The sequence below is a fragment of the Nitrosospira sp. Nsp11 genome, assembly GCF_900142705.1.
Taxonomy (GTDB): domain Bacteria; phylum Pseudomonadota; class Gammaproteobacteria; order Burkholderiales; family Nitrosomonadaceae; genus Nitrosospira.
Window position 1 is genome coordinate 23064 of record NZ_FRBV01000008.1, and the last position, 20242, is coordinate 43305.

Annotated in this window: 17 protein-coding genes; 10 read left to right on the forward strand and 7 right to left on the reverse strand. The window is 51.6% G+C overall.

All coding sequences use genetic code 11. The features are described 5' to 3' along the window. The first annotated feature begins 73 nt into the window (after window positions 1-73). The 5 genes from gshB (at window position 74) to BUA28_RS10055 (ending at window position 4915) form a co-directional block, all read left to right on the forward strand. Window positions 74-1024 carry a glutathione synthase gene (gene gshB, locus BUA28_RS10035; protein WP_072767986.1) on the forward strand — a complete coding sequence of 317 codons (951 nt, stop codon included), beginning with the start codon at window positions 74-76 and terminating at the stop codon, window positions 1022-1024. 31 nt (window positions 1025-1055) lie between these two features. Then, a complete protein-coding gene (locus tag BUA28_RS10040; protein WP_072767987.1) occupies window positions 1056-1451 on the forward strand; it encodes a PTS sugar transporter subunit IIA in 396 nt (131 codons plus the stop codon). After that, window positions 1451-1720: an HPr family phosphocarrier protein gene (locus BUA28_RS10045; RefSeq protein ID WP_072767988.1), complete on the forward strand. Its 270-nt coding sequence runs from the start codon at window positions 1451-1453 to the stop codon at window positions 1718-1720. Before BUA28_RS10040 ends, BUA28_RS10045 begins: the two co-directional genes overlap by 1 nt. Further along, window positions 1717-3444 (forward strand): phosphoenolpyruvate--protein phosphotransferase, encoded by a 1728-nt coding sequence (ptsP, locus tag BUA28_RS10050; protein ID WP_072767989.1) that lies wholly within the window; start codon window positions 1717-1719, stop codon window positions 3442-3444. The genes BUA28_RS10045 and ptsP overlap by 4 nt, the downstream gene beginning before the upstream one ends. Before the next feature lie 343 nt (window positions 3445-3787). After that, window positions 3788-4915 (forward strand): homoserine O-succinyltransferase MetX, encoded by a 1128-nt coding sequence (locus BUA28_RS10055; RefSeq protein WP_072767990.1) that lies wholly within the window; start codon window positions 3788-3790, stop codon window positions 4913-4915. Window positions 4916-5090: 175 nt separating this feature from the next. On the opposite strand, the gene BUA28_RS15565 is transcribed toward BUA28_RS10055, so the two are convergent. Beyond that, window positions 5091-5330, reverse strand: coding sequence for a hypothetical protein (locus BUA28_RS15565; RefSeq protein ID WP_143148495.1), 240 nt, complete (start codon window positions 5328-5330; stop codon window positions 5091-5093). 310 nt (window positions 5331-5640) lie between these two features. Between BUA28_RS15565 and BUA28_RS10065 the strand changes: the two genes are divergently transcribed. Further along, window positions 5641-6435 (forward strand): PEP-CTERM sorting domain-containing protein, encoded by a 795-nt coding sequence (locus BUA28_RS10065; RefSeq protein ID WP_072768058.1) that lies wholly within the window; start codon window positions 5641-5643, stop codon window positions 6433-6435. Window positions 6436-6900: 465 nt separating this feature from the next. On the opposite strand, the gene BUA28_RS10070 is transcribed toward BUA28_RS10065, so the two are convergent. The 6 genes from BUA28_RS10070 to BUA28_RS10095 all read right to left on the reverse strand — a co-directional run bounded on the left by BUA28_RS10070 (window position 6901) and on the right by BUA28_RS10095 (window position 15845). Then, window positions 6901-10032 (reverse strand): error-prone DNA polymerase, encoded by a 3132-nt coding sequence (locus tag BUA28_RS10070; RefSeq protein WP_072767992.1) that lies wholly within the window; start codon window positions 10030-10032, stop codon window positions 6901-6903. Between the two features lie 44 nt (window positions 10033-10076). After that, entirely contained in the window at window positions 10077-11579 is a 1503-nt protein-coding gene (locus BUA28_RS10075) for a Y-family DNA polymerase (protein WP_072767993.1), read from the reverse strand. A 13-nt stretch (window positions 11580-11592) separates the two neighbouring features. Beyond that, complete coding sequence (imuA, locus tag BUA28_RS10080; protein WP_072767994.1) at window positions 11593-12300, reverse strand: translesion DNA synthesis-associated protein ImuA; 708 nt, start codon at window positions 12298-12300, stop codon at window positions 11593-11595. A 12-nt stretch (window positions 12301-12312) separates the two neighbouring features. Next, complete coding sequence (locus tag BUA28_RS10085) at window positions 12313-12939, reverse strand: LexA family protein (protein WP_072767995.1); 627 nt, start codon at window positions 12937-12939, stop codon at window positions 12313-12315. A gap of 585 nt (window positions 12940-13524) precedes the next feature. Continuing rightward, the gene (locus BUA28_RS10090) at window positions 13525-14634 is read right to left on the reverse strand and encodes a hypothetical protein (protein WP_143148496.1); all 1110 of its coding nucleotides are present in this window, start codon (window positions 14632-14634) and stop codon (window positions 13525-13527) included. A 215-nt stretch (window positions 14635-14849) separates the two neighbouring features. Further along, window positions 14850-15845: a polysaccharide pyruvyl transferase family protein gene (locus tag BUA28_RS10095; RefSeq protein ID WP_083569958.1), complete on the reverse strand. Its 996-nt coding sequence runs from the start codon at window positions 15843-15845 to the stop codon at window positions 14850-14852. 121 nt (window positions 15846-15966) lie between these two features. Between BUA28_RS10095 and BUA28_RS10100 the strand changes: the two genes are divergently transcribed. The 4 genes from BUA28_RS10100 (at window position 15967) to trpC (ending at window position 20204) form a co-directional block, all read left to right on the forward strand. Continuing rightward, window positions 15967-17439, forward strand: coding sequence for a glycosyltransferase family 2 protein (locus BUA28_RS10100; protein WP_178298008.1), 1473 nt, complete (start codon window positions 15967-15969; stop codon window positions 17437-17439). 240 nt (window positions 17440-17679) lie between these two features. Then, on the forward strand, window positions 17680-18243 hold the full coding sequence (locus BUA28_RS10105; RefSeq protein WP_072767998.1) for an anthranilate synthase component II: 564 nt from the start codon (window positions 17680-17682) through the stop codon (window positions 18241-18243). 65 nt (window positions 18244-18308) lie between these two features. Further along, the gene (gene trpD, locus BUA28_RS10110) at window positions 18309-19361 is read left to right on the forward strand and encodes an anthranilate phosphoribosyltransferase (RefSeq protein ID WP_072767999.1); all 1053 of its coding nucleotides are present in this window, start codon (window positions 18309-18311) and stop codon (window positions 19359-19361) included. A gap of 3 nt (window positions 19362-19364) precedes the next feature. After that, window positions 19365-20204, forward strand: coding sequence for an indole-3-glycerol phosphate synthase TrpC (gene trpC / locus BUA28_RS10115; protein ID WP_072768000.1), 840 nt, complete (start codon window positions 19365-19367; stop codon window positions 20202-20204). Window positions 20205-20242 lie beyond the last annotated feature (38 nt).

Consider the following 20242-nt stretch of genomic DNA (forward strand, 5'->3'; position numbering starts at 1 on the left):
AGCTTGCAGACGCGTTCTGGAAAAACTGGTTTCGCCTTTGTATGCCGTTAGCGTAATCGAGGGTTCATAATTCATGAAAATTGCCTTCGTTCTCGACCACCTCGATTCAATAAAAACATATAAAGACTCGAGCTTCGCCATGATGCGCGAAGCGGTTTTGCGCGGCCATGATCTATTTTCCATGCAGCAGGGCGATCTGGTGTGGAAAGGTGGCGAGACAATAGGACTCGCGCGAGCCCTGCAATTAACGAGTGAGACTGATAAAGGGCGTCCGTGGTATCGGACAGCTGAACCGGAGGAAACGCTCCTGCAGGAATTTGACGCAGTGCTGATGCGCAAGGACCCGCCTTTTGACATGGAGTATGTTTATAGTACTTATCTGCTTGAGTTGGCTGAAAGCCGCGGCGCTCATGTCATCAATAGTGCACGAGCAGTGCGGGACCATAATGAGAAGCTCGCGATAGCGAAGTTTCCGGAATACACCGTGCCTACGCTGGTGACAAGGCAGGAACACCTGATTCGCGATTTCCTTGCTGAATACAGCGATATCATCCTCAAGCCACTGGATGGCATGGGTGGTGCGAGCGTGTTTCGCATTCACAGCGCTGATCATAATATAGGCGTGATAATAGAAACCTTGACGCATTACGGTACACGCACGATCATGGCTCAGCGTTACATTCCCGAAATCAGCCAGGGAGACAAGCGTATTCTGCTGATAGCGGGAGAGCCCGTGCCCTACACGCTGGCGCGTATTCCCAAGCCGGGTGAGACCCGCGGCAATCTTACCGCAGGCGCCAGGGGCGTAGCGCAGCCACTTACGAGGCGCGACCGGGAAATTGCCGAAGCATTAGGTCCCGCATTATATGATGAGGGCTTAATGCTTGTCGGGCTGGACGTAATCGGTGACTACCTTACCGAAATTAACGTCACCAGTCCGACAGGGATGACGGAAATTACTGATCAGACCGGCTTCAACGTAGCAGGGATGATGTTGGATGCGATTGAAAAAATACCTAACTGATGTATTCATCTCCAGATATTTCTGACCGTACATGATCGGAATTTTAATTATCTCTCACGGTAATCTGGGTGACAGTCTTATCCATTGCGTTAACCACGTCATGGGTCAAAAATCCGAGCAGTTGACATACCTGAGCATTACCGTTCAGGATGACCCCGACGTCGTCATGCCCAAAGCGCTGGAATTGGTGAAACAACTCGATCATGGTGATGGCGTGCTGGTGTTGAGCGATATCTGCGGTGCAACGCCATGCAATATCGCCAGCCGACTCGTTAAACCCGGCAGTGTGGAATGCCTTGCCGGGGTCAATCTGCCGATGCTGGTGCGAGCGCTTACTTATCGCAACGAGCCACTCTCAGCCGTAGCCGAGAAAGCGCTATCCGGCGGCAGAGAAGGCGTTATTCGTATTAATACAGGATCAACATAATGCAATACCAGGAGGTCAAAATCCTGAACAAATTGGGTCTTCATGCGCGTGCTTCCGCGAAGCTCACGCAGTTGGCCTCTCGATACCGTAGCGAAGTATGGCTATCGCGGGACAGTCGTAAAGTTAATGCGAAAAGCATTATGGGCGTGATGATGCTCGCTGCGAATCAAGGTGTTACCCTGGGCATTGAAACAACAGGTGCGGATGAGGCCGAGGCCATGCAGGCGCTGGTAAACCTGATCGAGGATGGTTTCGGGGAAAGCGAATGAGCTTTGTGCTGCACGGCGTGGGTGTTTCCAGCGGCATCGCCATAGGGCATGCGTATCTCGCCTCGCACGCCGCACTGGAGGTGGCGCATCACATCGTGCCGGAGGATCAAGTCAGCAATGAAATATCCCGGCTCGACATCGCTTTCAATGGTGTCCGTGAAGAGCTTGAAGCGCTGAATGCTTCTGTGGTCAACGGCCCCGCCGCCCCGGAATACGGCGCATTTCTTGAATTGCACCGGATGATTCTGGACGATCCCACCCTCTCCACTGCTGCTAAAACTTATATTGCCCAGAACCAGTGCAATGCCGAGTGGGCTATTACCCAGCAAATGGGTGTATTAATGGCGCAGTTTGAAGAGATTGAAGATCCTTATCTGCGCGAACGCAAGACCGATGTGATCCAGGTGGTCGAACGCGTGCTGAAAACCTTGCTGGGGCATCCAGGTTACGTTCCGGCGCCATTGAAGCATGATGGCGACAGCATTCTGGTTGCCCATGATCTAAGCCCCGCTGATGTGATTCAGTACAAGCAGCACCGTTTTACCGCATTCCTGACCGACCTCGGCGGCTTGACTTCGCACACGGCTATTGTGGCGCGCAGCCTCAACATTCCTTCTATCGTTGCACTTCATCACGCACGCGGGTTGATCCGCGACAATGATGTTCTGATCGTGGATGGCGCTCAGGGTGTGGTGATAGTGGGTCCTGACGAGCATGTGCTGACGGAATACCGGCTTCGCCAGAACGAACTGGAACTGGAAAAACAGAAGCTGAAGCGCATCAAGACGACGCCTGCCACGACCCTTGATGGTACAGCGGTGGAATTGCAAGCCAATATAGAACTACCTCAAGATGTCGAACAGGTAAAGGAAAATGGAGCCACAGGTGTTGGCCTGTTTCGCAGTGAATTCCTGTTCCTCAATCGCGATAGTTTGCCCGGCGAGGACGAACAGTTCGAAGCTTATCGTACCGTGGCGCGAAAAATGCGGGGAATGCCGGTAACGATACGTACGTTTGATTTGGGCGCCGACAAGAATCTTGACAATGCAAAGCGCGTAGCTGCCAATCCGGCGTTGGGGTTGCGCGCCATTCGCCTAAGTCTAGCTGAACCTCAAATGTTCAATACGCAGTTGCGTGCGATTCTACGCGCTTCCCGTTATGGCCAGATTCGTATTCTGGTGCCGATGCTCTCCAGCGTTTCGGAAATTGCTCAGACCTTGCATTTGCTTGAAAACGCCAAGCAAAGCTTGCGCATGGAAAAAATTCCCTTCGACGAGAAAATACAAATAGGCGGTATGATAGAGATTCCCGCCGCAGCGCTATGCCTCGATGTTTTTATGCGCAAGCTGGATTTCTTGTCCATCGGGACCAACGATTTGATTCAGTACACGCTAGCCATAGACCGTGCCGATGATTCTGTCGCACACCTCTACGACTCGCTACACCCTGCAGTACTGCGGTTGGTGGCTCACATCATACGTACCGCCAACCGAACCGGAATACCCGTGGCAATCTGTGGCGAGATCGCGGGAGACATCGTATTTACCCGGCTTCTGCTCGGTTTTGGGCTACGGACGTTTTCCATGCACCCGGCGCAACTGCTGACCGTGAAACGAGAGGTATTGAGAAGTAATCTGCCTGATATCATACCGCTTGCGCAAAAAATACTTAAAGCCGATGATCCGGAGAGAATTCACGGGTTATTGACAAAGCTGAACAGCTGATTTATACCTGCAAAAGATTTAGACCGGTCAACTTGAACCGGCCAGATAAACTGGCTTAGCAGCCACATGAAATAGGCTGGCGCAAAAGATGGGACTATATGTATGGAAACGTTTTTGTGGAATGGAAGGCATGCTCCTGCGACGCGGAGCATGCTGACCGTCACTGTCAGCTACCGATAGTGTTAATACATGTCCTCTGTTAACCTTCCGGGTCATGCTGAGTTTTTAGCCGTGCGATGCAGAAAATCAATGTCGGTCTTATTTATTCTACCTGGCGTGCCCCGGAATATGCACCTGCAGACTGTTAGCCCTAAAAAATTCTGCTGACGATCCTTTCACGTTAATGCAAGATTCCGATTCGATTGGCATCGTCGCCCCGCAAACCGCGCGTTTCGACACACCTCTGCATTTAAAAAGCGGACCCGTGCTCGAGAATTACGAGCTGGTTTATGAAACCTACGGCCAACTCAACGCAGCCAGATCCAACGCAGTCCTGGTTTGCCATGCGCTTTCCGGTAATCATCATCTCGCGGGTGTTTACGCGGACAATCCCAAGAGCGGTGGTTGGTGGAATAATATGATCGGTGCGGGTAAGTCCATCGATACGGACAAGTTTTTCGTAGTCGGGGTCAACAACCTTGGCGGCTGCCATGGTTCTACCGGACCCGCAAGCATCAATGCAAAGACCGGTAAATGTTATGGCGCGAATTTTCCATTAGTGACAGTGGAAGATTGGGTAAGAACACAGGTGCGATTGGCAGACCACCTCGGCATTGATCAGTTCGCCGCAGTGGCAGGCGGCAGCCTCGGTGGGATGCAGGCGTTGCAATGGACGCTTGATTTTCCGGATAGGGTGCGGCACGCATTGATTATTGCCGCTGCAGCAAAACTGACTGCGCAAAACATCGCTTTTAACGATGTGGCGCGCCAAGCCATCATCACCGATCAGGATTTTCACGGCGGGGATTACTATTCGCACGGCGTAGTCCCGCGACGGGGTCTGCGGCTCGCGCGCATGCTGGGGCATATTACTTACTTATCGGATGACGCAATGGCCGCGAAATTCGGGCGTGAGTTGCGTAACGGAGCGCTTGCATTCGGTTTTGACGTGGAGTTCGAAATAGAATCCTATCTTCGCTATCAAGGGGATAAATTCGCCGATCAGTTCGATGCAAACACCTATTTGCTAATGACCAAGGCGCTGGATTATTTTGACCCGGCGCACCAGCACAACAACGATTTGAGTGCGGCATTTCGCGCTGCCAAGGCAAACTTCCTGGTGCTGTCATTTACCACTGACTGGCGTTTTTCGCCAGAGCGCTCCCGCGCTATTGTCAGGGCGTTGCTGGATAACGAGCTGAATGTCAGCTATGCGGAAATCACCTCCAGCCATGGACATGATTCCTTCCTGATGGAAGATCGTCATTATCACAAGCTGGTGCGCGCTTATATGGACAATATTGCCACATAAGCCGGTTGCAGCGCTCAGATCATACGCATCAGTATCGAAGCAACGTCTTTGGGCGCAGGTGTCGAACCGTTGGCTGACAGACTGATCATGCCGCTCGGCATCCCGCCCAAACCTCCCGTATTCGGCGATGCTGTTTCGTCGCTCGATGCCAGGAAAGTCAGGGTAAGGTTTGCATTCACCTTCCACGCGCGCAGGCTCGTATTCTCCCCCCAGCAGAACACCATCCATCCGTGTAGCGACCACTTGTAGACCACGGGCGTCGAGCGCGTCTCACCGTCGCCGCGCTGCCATCTGGCGAAGACCACGACACACCGCCCCAGGCATCATCGCCTAGGTCGAGTATGCCGGTGCTCAGGAAGCTCCAGTTGTCATTGATCAGGTAGGCGTCGATCACTGTGCTGCCTTGTATCGCCACACCCAGGTTTTGGCGCCAGATGGCTGCCCTGCCATAGCGTCGTAAACCCAGTTAACGCGGCTGTTGTACCCGTATATGTCTGGAGAAATAATAACCTTTGGGATAAACCGGGGCCGTCATGGAATGCAGTACGTTCACGCTGGATAGCTAATATTGCCGCGCCTTTATTGGCCTGCGGCAATTTGCCACATGCGGCAATATGCCACATTGATTTATTGATATGGATAATGAATACTCAGTCGCATCGGTTCCGCCAACGGGCATGCCGATCCTAATGACATTTAATATCATTCATAAACAGGGACTACGTATGAAAAAAAACCTCGGATATGCACTTTTCCTTGCTGGCATGACTTCCTTGCCGTCATTAGCTCATGTCGGCTATACCGGCCGCAACTTCGGTGCTTTCGATAATACTTACGCTATTTCCAGCATATCAAATCAGGCAGTTACCGGTAATTACGGCTGGATCGACGGCACGGATGCAGACTACGGCGATGCGCATAAAACACTGGCTTACCGGTTTACTTTACTGAGTCCGACAGATGTGACGCTCTCGTTTGCTAGCCAGGTTTACACCGCAGCAGGGGGTGCTGCTCCCGTGCTCGATGGATTGACCCCCGGTTTTTCGCTCTATCAGGGGCTTGCGCATGTTGCGCCGATCGGAGCGGATTACGATTCTTCGGATATCTCAAAGGCATACCGGCCCGCTGACACCGAAGGTTCATTCAGAGCATTGAATGACTGGAAAATCGGCAATGCGCCCGATCCAGTAAAAGATTTACCCGCTGCCCTGAGCTTTTTTAAATATGTTAGCCATGCTTACGACGGAACAGGAACGGTCCCCGGATTCGACGGTGTAGCCGATGGCAAGGTTTCGCACACTTTCATGAATCTGGCTGCAGGTGATTATTCGGTGTTCGTGGGAGGATCGGATTATCTGGCGCAGGATATCGCCAATCCTCATCTCCTGGATAAGTATGGCGTTACTGGCACCTTGGTGGCAGGCGTGGTGCCCGAACCTGAAACCTACGCCATGCTACTAGCAGGCCTGGGGCTGATGGGTACTATCGTTCATCGGCGCAAATCGACGCAGGCCTGGTAGATGAGGCGAATGCCAGGCGTCTTGATTGATACAGTCAGGCTTTCCAGTCATTATTAATCCTGTCTGCGTTCTTCCGGTTCAGCGCGTACTTCGAGGAGTTCGCTTCAGAATGAAATGCATCCGGCGCTGATTCGGCCTTCGATTCGGCGTCGGACGTATGTTGTGACGCGAAGAAGATCGGCCAATAACGCGCAGCGGGTCAGACATCATCCTGTAGCAAGCTGTAGGACGCCTTATGTGGCAATATCAATATCCATCATCGACAAGACCGAGCTAACGGGATTGAGATCATTCGGCAGCCAACCTGTTACAAGCCCAAGAAGCCAATTTAATATGGAGACTTGTAAACCGAAGCTGGCGTGGCTGCGAGCTTTCCCTGTTTTCTATGTATGCGTACAATGTTTGCCAATTTCAGTTGAAATATAGTCTTCAAAAGAAGAGCTTTCAAGAGAACCGGATCATGGGTTAATGAAAATCCCGGCTCTCCACCATGAGATTACCCAACAAATGGCTATGGTCTATCAGTCGCTTGGCAATCAGATGCTTAACTTCGCCTTCACGTTGCCATACCCCATATACCGTTAAAAGCCTTGAGTTTAATATTTCACGGCGTTGTTTCCGGACAAGCTGGTTCCATACCACAACGTTCGTTATCCCGGTCTCATCTTCGAGCGTAACAAAGACTACCCCATTTGCCGTTCCGGGACGCTGGCGGCAGGTCACAATGCCGGTTGTTCGAACCAGCCGCCCCGTTGGACAACTGTCCAGCTCCATTGCGGAATGTAAATTCATTCGGGTCAATTTTGGCCGCAACAAGGCAAGGGGATGCCTGCGCAGAGTGAGCTCCGTGCTGGCGTAATCAGCCGTAATTTCCTCTCCTTCATGCGCGGCGGCAATGGTGGGCAGCGTCTCCCTCACGGGGACGTCTCGCATCAGATCCAGTTGTTTTATGTGGGATGCGACCGCCCATAAAGCCTGACGTCGATGACCTGACAAAGCCCGTAACGCATCGGAGTGGGCGAGGGAGCGCATCTCAGCGGTATTCAAGGACGCGCGGCTTGCCAAATCGCTCGTATTTTCAAATGGTGATATTTTTCTTGCCTCAACGATATGCCGGGCAGCTTTAATGCCAATCCCTTTCGCCCTATTCAGGCCCAACCGGACAGCGAGCTGAAAAGATTTATCCATCTGTTCTTCAAGCGTGCAATCCCAGTCACTGATTGTTACGTCCACCGGCCTGACCTGAACGCCGTGCCGCTGCGCATCCTGGATCAGTTGCGACGCGCTATAAAAGCCCATGGGCAAGCTATTCAGCATGGCACACAGGAAGGCAGCGGGCTCGTGGCATTTAAGCCAGGCCGATACGTAAACCAGCAGCGCAAAGCTTGCAGCATGAGATTCCGGAAACCCATATTCGCCAAAACCCTGGATTTGGCGGAAGATCCGTTCAGCAAAATCGAGGGTATAGCCTCGGCTGGTCATTCCCTCGATTATTTTCTTATGGAAAGAATCGAGCTCTCCTTTTCTTTTCCAGGCGGCCATGGAACGGCGCAACTGGTCTGCCTCGCCCGGAGTAAAGCCAGCAGCCAGCACTGCCAATTGCATTACCTGCTCCTGGAAAATCGGGACCCCGTAAGTTCGTTCCAAAGCGGTTTTGACTTCCTCGCTTGGATAGCTGACCGGCTCCAGGTTCTGGCGCCGGCGTAGATAAGGATGCACCATGCCTCCTTGAATCGGTCCTGGACGAACAATGCCGACTTCTATCACCAGATCATAGAAATTCCGGGGCCTCAAGCGCGGCAGCATGGACATTTGTGCCCGGGACTCGATCTGGAAAACGCCGATGGTGTCAGCTTTGCAAATCATGTCGAAGGTTTTTTCGTCTTCCCCCCGGATATCCTGCATCTGGAATGGCTTGCCGTGCCGTATAGAAACCAGATCGAGCGTGCGACGGATGGCCGATAGCATACCCAGCGCGAGCACATCGATTTTCATCAGCCCTACCGCTGCAAGATCGTCCTTATCCCATTGGATAATGCGGCGATCCGGCATGGCGGCGTTCTCGATGGGGACAATGCGGCACAGCTTGTCGCGGGTAATGACAAAACCACCTACATGCTGCGATAAATGACGTGGAAACCCATATAAGGCCGGGATCAGTTGAATCAGCTTCCGGATGATGGAGCTATCGGGATCGAAGCCGTTTTCAATGAGCCGCGTAGCAATATCCGAGGTCTTGTCCCACCAGGCAAAAGAACCGGATAACCGCTTGATACGTTCGACATCGAGCCCCAGCGCTTTGCCGATATCCTGGACCGCCGAGCGTGTACGGTATGTGATTACCGTTGCTGCTATCGCAGCACGATCCTGGCCATATTTCTGATAGATGTGTTGAATAACCTCTTCCCGGCGTTGATGCTCGAAATCGACATCGATATCAGGAGGCTCATTGCGTTCTTTTGAAATAAACCGTTCAAACAGCAGGCTACTGCGCTCCGGATCAATCTCGGTAATACCCAGGCAATAGCAGACCGCCGAATTGGCCGCCGATCCGCGTCCCTGGCAGAGAATGCCGCGCGACCGGGCGAACTTTACGATATTGAATACCGTCAGGAAATAGGGCTCATAGTTCAGATCGGCGATCAGCTTCAATTCATATTCGACCTGTTTCCTGACTTTGATCGAGGCGCCTTCGGGAAACCGTCTTGCCATGCCCTCCTCGACCATGCGTCGCAGATAGGCGGCATACGTCTCGCCAGTTCCTGCTAACTCATCCGGATATTCATAGCGCAACTCGTCCAGCGAGAAAGTACAACGTGCTGCAATCGAAATAGTTTCCTGCAAGAGCTGCGGCGAATAGATTTCCGCCAATTGCAATCTTGTACGCAGATGCTGTTCCGCATTAGGCTGGAGAGAATAGCCGCATTCGGAAAGCGGCTTGCCGATACGAATGGCCGTCATCGTATCTTGCAAGGGCTTACGAGAACTGTCATGCATAGTGACATCGCCTGCAGCCACGAGCGGCATTCTGGTGATAGCCGCACCCTGCCGTATTCGTTCGAGCAGGTGATCCTCGCCGGCATGAAGCAATAGCTCGACAGCAGCCCAGCAGCGGCCAGGAAATAGTGACAGTGCCCAGCGCATGTCATTTACCAGACAGGCTTCCGTTTGAGTAAAGCGAGGAATTAATAAAATCAGACAATCTCGCAATAGGGCGAGATGGGGCGCATCAGGGCAGCTTTCAAAATCCGCGCGGCTTATACGATAAGCCCCTTTCTTGTCACGCTGTCTTGCCAGCGTTATCAGTTCGCATAGATTGCCGTAGCCTTCCCGATTCATGGCCAGGCAGACCAGCCGTAGCCCATCCTCCAGGATAAATTGGCTTCCGATGAGAAGATGGAGGCCGGCTTTTTTTGCTTCTGAATGGGCCCGCACGACCCCGGCCATGGAACACTCATCCGTTATGGCCAGGGCGCTATAGCCCAGGCTTACCGCGCGTTCAACCAGCTCTTCCGGAAAGGAAGCGCCGTTCAGAAAGCTGAAACTGGAGCAGCAGTGCAGTTCAGCGTAGGAAGGAGGGGAAGAATATATATCCAAGTGAATACCGAATAGTAGAATGCCGGGATAGAGGCAAAGCCGATTTATCCAAACAGCCCCTGCAAATACCAGTCTTTTTTCTTATTTCCCCCTGCTGGGTCGTGCTCGCAGTAAATCCATAACAATTGGCCAAGATTATTTTCCGCAATAAAATAGTCGCGCGTGATCGCGTCATCGTCCCACCAGCCTGCCTCGATTCGCTCCGGTCCTGAAATTAATTTCAACAGCGACCCATAAACTGGCCGCTGACGTTGCAACTTCAGTTCCAGCGGTCTTTCCATTAACCAGGCAGGACGGATTAATTCCGGTGGAATTCTGTCCCGATGCGTTCCCCGCCATGAAAATCCACCTATTCCTGAAGCGTTGAATCTTTGACTGCATTCCGGCCGATAGTCAGAGACAGCTTGCAGACTGGTGATGGCTGGCGGCCCCAGGCGGGACGAAAGTTTTTCAATAAACCGGCTTAATGAAGTCGCTTCCGATTGCGCGGTCGGGAACAGTTCCAGATTAGCCTCTATTCCCGCTGTTATTTCGTCCGCTATCAGTTCCAATCCGCAAACCGGAGCCATCAATTTTGTACGCTCTAGGCGTTCATGCAGCAAGATCATTAAATGATCGGGGTCATCACTTTGCTCGGAAAGCCGTATGTTTATAGGCGTGGATCGGTACGGCTGCCGGGCAGAATGCTCATGATGCAGAATGAGTGAGAACGCTAAAACTGCCGCATAGCGTGAAACCAGCCAACCGCACATTTGCTCGATCATCCGCTGTACGGGAAGCAGCAACGTTCCGGCATTTTCAACTTGCGTCATTAATTCCATCTTTTGCTGGAAATATTCTGGTGCTTCAAACCATTTTTGGGGATCTGGTGAGTCGCCGTAAGCTTGATCCAGTTCCATTAGAAGGCCCGTACCAAATCGACGTGCTGTTCCTCCACGAGGCAATTGCCGTAAATCAGCCAGCGTTTTGCAGCCTATTCCGCGAATGACCTCAAGATGAGCCTGGGCCGACTCCAGCAAACTGACGGGCAAGAAGTCGAGCAATGAGTGGAATTTAGTCCCTGCGCCATTGATGACGGTTTGCGGTGGTGCGGACTGTGCGAGAAGCCATGCTCCCCTGGCAGTGGGAGCCGCACCCACGCAGAGTTGCAAGCCTTGTGCAGCCACTGCCCGGTTGAGTAATCGGCACAATTTTTTCATGCCGCCAAACAGCTTTAAGCTTCCGGAAACTTCGGCGATCAGGCCGCTGCATTGCATCACAATATTGGGGGTGAAACGCAAAGCGGCATACGCAGCTTCCTGCAACGCTTTCATTTCTTCATTCGGGTCATGCTCCAATACCACCAAGTCGGGAAAAAGAGACAGGGCACTTGCCAAGGGTTGATGAGCCGTTACTCCCCATTGTTGCGCCGCCTTATTGGCCTGCTGGATATAAGCCTGATTACCCTTGCGAACAGTCACCGCCATTGCGGGGATCAGTGCGGCAGGAAACCGGCGTTCTATCCAGTCAAGTGATAATGTTGGGCAATATAGAGCGATCCACAGCATTGTGATCCAAGGCTCAACAGTGGGCTAAAGCAGGTCTGGATACAGTGGAGCCGAGGAAGGGCTTGATCTGGGGGAGGACAATATAAATGGGCAAGACAGCCGGGGCGCCCCGCCGTTTCAGCAAGCGCACAGAAAGAGTATGCTGTGTTACCGGGCCGAGCAATATTCTGAGTGGGGCCGCGGAGGATTCAAATTGCGCGCTCACCGGTCTGAACAAGAAAATCAGACTGGCAGCCGTCCGCGCGATGACCTGTAATCTGCGCGTCGTTTGCAGGCTGGATTCGGGCAGCCAGCCGATAACCGCTCCGAAAGCGGCGCTTTTGATCCCTTGTTCAAGTACCCATAATCGCTCGGCGGGCTTGTAAACTCTGGCAATTACAATGCGCCGACTATCAATATGCAGGTTCTCCCACGCATGCATATAAGGAATATAAGGTGGACCAACCAATAGAATATTCCTCCCGTCCCCGGTGAGCTGTCCAAGCGGTCGACCCAGTAATCTGATTTCTCCCAGTCCTTCTGCCGGTAGCAGCAATTCCGTCAGATTGTGAACAGGCCATCCCCCTCCAGGCAAAGCTTTGTCCAGTTCATCAAAACCACTGGAAACAACCGGATCAGCCGAAGATCCTGATGCGTCACCCCGCCATATCCTGTTTTTAAATCGAGTTTCGATTTGTGAAAGCGATAGCGGCGCCGAGGGTGGGGAGGCAAGCGTCGACATGGCAAAGTTCCATTAACCACGGCTGGAGCCGATGCGGTTTCTGGAAGCAGGAGCTTTTCGAAACAGGCCAACATAAAACCCGTAGATTTCCAGCTTCTGCTCAGGGCGGATAGGCAGGTAATCCCCGCTTCGCCTATCATTACGTGCTTCCAGGTAATAGCCTTCTTTGTCCCTGGCCAGAACCTTGAGAGTGAATTCGTTATCTACAATAGCCAATACGACTTGACCAGGTGAAGCTGAATCGCTGCGCTCAATAACCACCATGTCGCCCTCGAGTATTCCCAGATCAATCATCGAATCGCCTTTGACGGGAAACAGAATGGTTTGAGAAGGCTTCTCGATAAGATAATCATCTATGCGCAATAATTCAGGCTGAACGTCAAAAGCCTCTTGAGGCAACCCTGCACGGATTCTATGCCCGACCGTTCGCTCGAAAAAGCGAGGTCCCGGACGTAATCTTCCGCCTGGACCATTTTCCAGAAAACCTTCTTCTTTTAAACGCTGGACGATCCGATGGGTCCACGAACGGGCCTTTCCGTTCCATAGCACAGATAATTGAGTTGTTGAGGGTATGATTCTTTCTTTGGCGTAGTAATCCTGAAGCTTGCCAAGATAAGAAGAAACGTCGAGTTGCTGCATGGCGAGAGCTGAATAGAGAACGATTGTTCTTATTATAGAGAACAATCGTTCTCTATTCAAGCCGCTCCATGTTGACTGTTTTTCTATCCCAAACCTCTGCAATAAGGCAGATGCTCGCAAGCATTCAAGAATAAAGCCGGCGATAGGGTTGATTGCGGCTTTAATGCATAAATCTGAATTGGCTTACGTCCGCCGAAAAGTGGGTTGGGACGATATGTCTGTTAGATTTTAGATATTACTCGCCGAGCGAGAATTGGTCTTAAGTACACCAACAATCCGTCAGTTCCGGAGTCGGAAATCTACGCTATGTTGCTGGCTAGTTTTCCGATGGAGTAACTTTAATTACGATCATCGTGACTAAAGTTACTTCTGCCCGCTAGTCCTCGAATCACTATCCACCTTTCTTTATTGGGAACCACCTGATTCTGGTCAATTCAGGCTATTACTTCACCATAAGTAAATAATCACGGTATAAACCCAAGGGAAATAATAATGAATAAAAAACTGACGAGTATCTTACTGTAAACCTATGTCGCTCGATACAATCGCAACAATGCACAGATTGATGGGAATGCCGGAAAACTTTCAAGCACCTGATCGTCTTTGAATACTTTCTTCTGACCGCTGAATCAGCTTGCGTAATGCTCTATCAACAGGCGGATCAAGATGCCCCACCAACTCCCTTCGAAAATTAAGCGACAAATCTTGATCTAACGGCGACAAAGCCTCAATAGCTTGAACTAGAGGTATACCTTCAGGCAAAGTGTCGAGCTTAAAATCAGGAGCATGCCAATTCAAGGTCATGCGCAGCAGGACACATTTATGGCAATAACCGCAATTCCCAAGTGATGTCGGGTGTTCCCAGCATACGCGTAGATGGCGCTTCAGAAGTGACTTGGCAATAGCATGGTTCACCAACCGCTTTATCTTTTCTGATCGAGAAACCTCATGGCCAATGCTTTTGACCGAAAGTCGGCTGGAGGACCAGTAAGGATCGAGATCAGGGTGCGAACCCCAGGGACCTAGATGATCTTGGTCATAGCTCGATGAAATAAGCAAGGAACCGATGCGTTCTTGCAGAAGGTGCCCTAAAAATGCAACCGCGCCCCCGTGCGAGAATTCCCAGGATAATCTCCGAAAAAGACGATGCCTTCTGAGATCAGTCTCAATCATTGTCCAATCTTTACCCGTTGCCTCGGCTACTGTGGCTAGAGAATTACACATTGATGCAAGGATATCTTTTCTTTCTAGCGGAATATCAAATCCGGAAGCCAGAATTAAAAGATCGGGTGCTGGATCGGCAAAAAAGCAGGAGTAAAACGAATCAACCCCTAAGCTAAATGCCAGCCCAACGCCTTGGTTTGGCCGGCCAGGTCTACCTGGGGCAAAGTCAGGCTGATTTGCCCCGTAATCCCACCACTCATTTACCTGGTCGAGTATGCGTTGCGTGTTCTCCAGCCATACCGGATCGCACGAATTCCCCACAAGACGCCTGCCCATCGCGACAGTAGGTAGCAGAAAAGCAGTGCCCAACGCCTCCGGGGATAGAACAAGTTCCGTGCGTTCACTCCGGATATGAAGAAAATTACCGTCGATCCTGGTGCATAAATCATTACCGCGCTGTATAAGCCCTGGCATATGAACGGGGATGTCGAAAAAACGCGCTATCCGATCACGCAATTTTGGCTTAGGCATAATAATAGGGGACTGGTTAACTAGGGAATTGTTGGGCGCGGGCCAGCATTGTGAAGTCGGATACGACAAGCCCGCGCTCTTGACGCTTGCTGCCATTCCTCCTCTCGAAGCGAGTGCCACGTACGATACACAAATTGTCGAGCTGATCCTGCCTCGCGATTTGATGCGGCCACCCGCTCTGTCGTGCCCCAGGCTGCTTTATTTAATAGTGGCGGTTAAACAGTATTCCTCGGTTTCATTCGATGGTTTTCACTCGATAAATCCACGATATTGCTCGACCCCGTCCACGCCGTGATATAGGAATAGTTCTTGCCATAGGAGTTGTTCAAGACCGTATTTGGAATTCCCATCAGACAAGACAAGATGTGGGCATGCAATCGGTCAGTCGTAATTACCTCGAATCTGCTAAAAAGATCGATTGCTTCGTCAACAAGTTTCGTTGCGTATTTGATCCATAAGTCCATCTCAAGGGACAGGATACCCGAGTCAACGTGCGCAAGGTGTAAGGCAGCCAGCACTCCTCGCATCATTCGAATCAAGGTGTTTTTACGCCTGACCAACTCCCGCCAGTCAGTACGCACATCAAAATCAATTACCTCATTCCCCGCGGACTCGACATCAGCCCTCAGTAGCGCGAGACGGCGTCCCTCGAAACAGCGGGCTTGCTGTATCGGCCATAGCTGATGCGCCATGTCCGGGAGAAGATAAACATGCCGCGACATGGGGACTGCCAGTTCAAATGATTTATGGTCCCTGACACAAATATGGAGATCAGGGTGCTTTGAAAAAATCCTGCAGCATTGCGCATACGCATCCGCCGAACGGAAGTGTATGGTCTGAGGGAAGATAATTATCCTGTTCCCGGGTAGCTTCTCGACCACATGTTGACGCATTTGCTGCGGCCCCGCGTAAAGATCGCCAAGATTACCGCCACCCTGGAATACGATCACATCACCGGCTTTTGCCCAGCTTGGGCGGTAGGTAAAATACGCCGCCTTAATATTTATCTTCAATTCATGGAGCGCGAAGAAGCGGAGCGTGCCCAGCATGATCAGCAGGTCACCTATGTTCCTGTGAACAGGCAAATCGATGTAATGAACTGGAGCTGTTCCAATCAAGCCGGCGAGGACATGGTGTTTGCCAGCCAGAGAGTGCATCAATTCAGCATGGGGTACGTCGCTCGTTGTTTTTATCTGTTCGATTAGAGTCATTCCTTCTTAATCCGCTCCTCCGTTGAATGCTCTCGACATAACAGTTGTCCGTCGGCTTGCCGGAGGTGGCTGAAATCAATCTTGATACGTTTTGTCCGGAAGTCCTGAAGCAGAGCAAACCGTGAAAAGCCCGCGCGGGCCCCTAGTGCACACTCGACAAACCGTCGAGGCATCAACAGCTTCTATTTTGTCTGCTTTGATTCCCCTTCCAAGCAACGATCTGCACAGGAAAAATAGGCCTTCTCCGGCGATCTGGGCAGCAGTTCGTCTGGCACCTTTGAAATCCAGATGGTTGGTCAGAGGCAGGGGCACCCACAACTGCTCAGTATGGGGTAGAATCCGGCCCGCGGAATTATTGCCGGCTCATTCCTGCCTTTTTATTGCACCTGCTCACAGGTCAAATGAAGAAAATAATAACCCACTACACGATTTCATGAACACTTTTCTCAAGTCGCAATTTATCGCTCGCTGGAAGCTGCTATGGTCTTCCCCTCTACTAGCAAACGTAGGTCGAGTTGCGGATCATCGCAGGAAGAAAACAACACTCATCACCATGATCAGAAATGAGAAAGGAATTCTTGAGACTTTTTCTGCGCATGCTTTATCTTTATTCGACCGGATTATTCTGGTTGACCATCTTTCATCGGACGGCTCGAGGGAATACATAACACTCCTGTCGGAAAAGCACCCGAATATCGAATGTTATTTTTTTGATGAGCCCGGTTATTACCAGTCCGAACTAATGACTTGGATCACACAAAATCTCGTGGATCAGGAGATGCCGGGGTGGGTTTTCTTTCTTGACGTCGATGAGTTTCTGCCGTTTAGATCAAAGGAGGAGTTTGATCGCAAACTTTCTGAATTGGATTCCTTTCCCGTCATTTCGATGCCATGGCTCAATCTGGTACCTTTGGATATGGAGAGCGGCGACGTGATCAGCCAATTTTTTCTCGAACCACCCCAACCGTCCAGCTATCACAAAATAGCATTTCAGCCCAGTCGTATTTTCTCGACCAGCTATTTTATTGTTCAGGGTAATCACGCCCTTTTTCTGGGAACCAGATCCTCAAAGGTCAAGTTTCCGGCAAGAGACAGTTTCCCTATTTACCATCTGCCGATAAGAACAAAGCAGCAGCTCCGGGGCAAGGTTCTGCATGGAGTGGAGTCATACCGCCGTATGGGCAGCGACCGGCGCGGCAAAATGGGCTCGCACTGGGACGAGATACTTCAGATTATGGAGGCATCCAGCGTTACAAATGAACTTTTGGCCGGTATCGCAGCACAATATGGCGGTACCTTGCATCCGCCTTATGAAAGAAGCCTTGATGAGTTACGGGAAGTTGGTTACAGAGAACTTCAAATGGAGATAAGTTTTTTACAGCCTCCAGTTTCCTTTGCGGATATTTCTTATGGGCATGGCAATGCGCTAATTGCCGAAGAAGGTGATTCCAGTGAAATGCGGACTCAAACGATAAATCGGAGAATAGAGTTCAATCGATCCAAGCGCTCGATGCAAATTGTCGAGCCCACGACCTCTCATAATTCAAAGCAATTGTTAGACGCTCGCAGGCCCTCGCTACACCCTACTTTATAATGGCGGCCAGACGGTATTTTTGATTTGTATCTTATGTACAAGTAATTAGTCGTGCCTGAAATATATAGCCCACTTTTGGTATTTTTATTCCCGTCCTTCAGCCATCTTATCTTATCCTTGTCCGCCCGCTATGGAGAAGGGATAATATCAAGTTCCCTTCTATGCCACTCCCCCTATGCTCGACATGAAAAGGCGAGGCATAAAGGATTTTTATCTATTTCCCAAGGTAAATTTCCATAAATGCTGTTGATGATCGACAATTACGATTCTTTCACTTACAACCTGGTGCAGTATTTTGGCGAATTGGGCGAAGAAGTGATGGTGTTTCGCAATGATGAAATTACAGCCGGTGAAGTTGCGCGGCTAAAGCCTGCGCGTATTGTAATTTCGCCGGGTCCCTGCACGCCAGATGAAGCGGGCATATCGGTATCGTTAATTGAGCGTTACAGCCGTCAGGTTCCCATATTGGGCGTCTGCCTGGGGCATCAGAGCATAGGGCAGGCTTTCGGCGGAAAAATCATCCACGCCCGGCAACTCATGCATGGCAAAACTTCGCCTATCTTTCATAATGGCGTCGGCGTATTTCGTGATTTGCCAAACCCGTTCACCGCGACTCGCTATCATTCGCTGGTCATAGAACGCGAGAGCCTTCCGGAATGTCTTGAAATCACTGCATGGACTGAAGATGGGGAGATAATGGGCGTGCGCCACAAAACTCTCCCGGTCGAAGGCCTGCAGTTTCATCCGGAATCCATCCTCACCCAATACGGACACCAGTTGCTGGAAAATTTTCTGAGCCAGTAAGAGCTGTCTGAGCGACCCTGAAGAGGGCCATGTGAAGCTGACGCATTCCGGAAAAGGAAAGATTTATGAAGCCGCAAGAAGCGCTGGCCCGCATCATAGAACATCGTGAAATCTTTCACGATGAAATGCTTTCACTCATGCGGCAGATCATGCGTGGCGAGTTGTCACCCGCACTGATCGCTGCTATCGTCACCGGACTGCGGGTAAAGAAAGAGACCATTGGCGAAATCGCCGCTGCGGCACAGGTGATGCGCGAATTTGCTACCCGCGTGGAAGTGGCGGATAACCGACATCTCGTGGATACATGCGGGACTGGAGGCGATGCGGCCCATACTTTCAATATTTCAACGGCCGCAGCCTTTGTCGCGGCTGCTGCGGGCGCGCGGGTCGCCAAGCACGGTGGGCGCTCCGTTTCCAGCAAATCAGGTAGCGCGGACGTGCTTGAGGCTCTTGGCGTCAACCTCAACCAGACCCCAGGTCAGGTAGCCGAGGACATAAAGGAGATCGGCCTCGGATTCATGTTTGCTCCCAATTTTCACAGCGCCATGAAACATGCCGCACCGGTGAGGCGCGATCTGGGCGTGCGCACCCTGTTTAATATCCTTGGGCCGCTGACCAATCCCGCCGGAGCGAGAAATCAGTTGCTGGGCGTATTTCATCCCGATCTCGTCGGCATATTGGCTCGAGTACTGCAGCGACTGGGCAGCCGTCACGTAATGGTGGTCCACGGCAGAAATGGGCAAGGGGGATTGGATGAGATCACCATAGCCGGCGAAACCTGGGTAGGCGAGCTCAGGCATGGCGAGGTGATTGAATACAGTATTAAACCTGAAGATTTCGGCATGAATACTGCTGCCATTGAGTCAATACAGGCACAAGATAGTATTCAATCCAGAGAAATGTTGTTGTCGGTGCTGGATGACCAGCCTGGCGCGGCACGCGATGTCGTGTTGCTTAACGCAGGCGCGGCGGTCTACGTTGCGGGTGTAGCGGAATCATTGAAGCAAGGTGTGGAAAAAGCCCGCGCCGCGATAGAGAGCGGTGCAGCTAAAGCAAAACTGCTGGAACTGGTGGAATTCTCAAATCGTGAAAATCGGAATGAGGTTTCCCGGATTTAGCCTATGGCCGACATTCTGCAAGAGATTTTAGCCGTCAAGCGGCAGGAGATCGCTGCTGCAAAGGCAGTGAGGCCGCTTGATGGATTGTATCGCGAAGCCGAGGCTGAGCCCCCTCCCCGAAATTTCGCTGCGGCACTCCGCGATAAAATGACCGCCGGGCTGCCCGCGGTCATTGCAGAGATCAAGAAAGCCAGCCCCAGCCGGGGTGTTTTGCGAGAGCGGTTCGATCCGGCCGCCATCGCGACCAGCTATGCGAGATATGGAGCCGCCTGCCTGTCCGTATTAACCGATAAGCAGTTTTTCAGCGGTTGCGCGGAGTATTTAAGGCAGGCCAAAGCCGCTTGTAATCTGCCGGTGCTACGCAAGGATTTCATGCTGGACGAATATCAGGTGGTTGAGGCCCGTGCGATGGGAGCGGATTGCATCCTTGTAATCGTCGCGGCCTTCCGCGAGGCTTCTTTCATGGCTGGAGAATGCCGGCAAGAGACAGAAATAGTGAACCGGATGCTCAAGCTCGAATCGCTCGCACACGCGCTCGGCATGGAGGTGCTGGTTGAAGTACATGACGGTGCGGAGCTGGATCTCGCGTTGCAATTAAGTTCCTCTTTGATTGGCGTCAACAATCGCAACCTGCATACGTTCGAAACTCGCCTGGACACAACGCTGCAATTGCTCGACCGTATTCCGCCGGAGCGCATTGTGATTACCGAAAGCGGCATACTCGTATCCGCCGATGTCATGCTGATGCGCGATCATCGGGTGAATGCTTTCCTCGTGGGCGAAGCTTTCATGCGCGCCGATGATCCAGGGGCAGAGCTTGCACGACTGTTTGGAACGGATTGACGCACAAGTGTTACAGTTTATGCCGCCCGAACCGGCGC

Excerpts from the sequence above, each read along its gene's own strand:
- gshB (WP_072767986.1), top strand. The coding sequence starts at position 74 with ATGAAAATTGCCTTCGTTCTCGACCACCTCGATTCAATAAAAACATAT.
- BUA28_RS10040 (WP_072767987.1), top strand. The coding sequence starts at position 1,056 with ATGATCGGAATTTTAATTATCTCTCACGGTAATCTGGGTGACAGTCTT.
- BUA28_RS10045 (WP_072767988.1), top strand. The coding sequence starts at position 1,451 with ATGCAATACCAGGAGGTCAAAATCCTGAACAAATTGGGTCTTCATGCG.
- ptsP (WP_072767989.1), top strand. The coding sequence starts at position 1,717 with ATGAGCTTTGTGCTGCACGGCGTGGGTGTTTCCAGCGGCATCGCCATA.
- BUA28_RS10055 (WP_072767990.1), top strand. The coding sequence starts at position 3,788 with ATGCAAGATTCCGATTCGATTGGCATCGTCGCCCCGCAAACCGCGCGT.
- BUA28_RS10065 (WP_072768058.1), top strand. The coding sequence starts at position 5,641 with ATGAAAAAAAACCTCGGATATGCACTTTTCCTTGCTGGCATGACTTCC.
- BUA28_RS10075 (WP_072767993.1), bottom strand. The coding sequence starts at position 11,579 with ATGCTGTGGATCGCTCTATATTGCCCAACATTATCACTTGACTGGATA.
- imuA (WP_072767994.1), bottom strand. The coding sequence starts at position 12,300 with ATGTCGACGCTTGCCTCCCCACCCTCGGCGCCGCTATCGCTTTCACAA.
- BUA28_RS10085 (WP_072767995.1), bottom strand. The coding sequence starts at position 12,939 with ATGCAGCAACTCGACGTTTCTTCTTATCTTGGCAAGCTTCAGGATTAC.
- BUA28_RS10090 (WP_143148496.1), bottom strand. The coding sequence starts at position 14,634 with ATGCCTAAGCCAAAATTGCGTGATCGGATAGCGCGTTTTTTCGACATC.
- BUA28_RS10095 (WP_083569958.1), bottom strand. The coding sequence starts at position 15,845 with ATGACTCTAATCGAACAGATAAAAACAACGAGCGACGTACCCCATGCT.
- BUA28_RS10105 (WP_072767998.1), top strand. The coding sequence starts at position 17,680 with ATGCTGTTGATGATCGACAATTACGATTCTTTCACTTACAACCTGGTG.
- trpD (WP_072767999.1), top strand. The coding sequence starts at position 18,309 with ATGAAGCCGCAAGAAGCGCTGGCCCGCATCATAGAACATCGTGAAATC.
- trpC (WP_072768000.1), top strand. The coding sequence starts at position 19,365 with ATGGCCGACATTCTGCAAGAGATTTTAGCCGTCAAGCGGCAGGAGATC.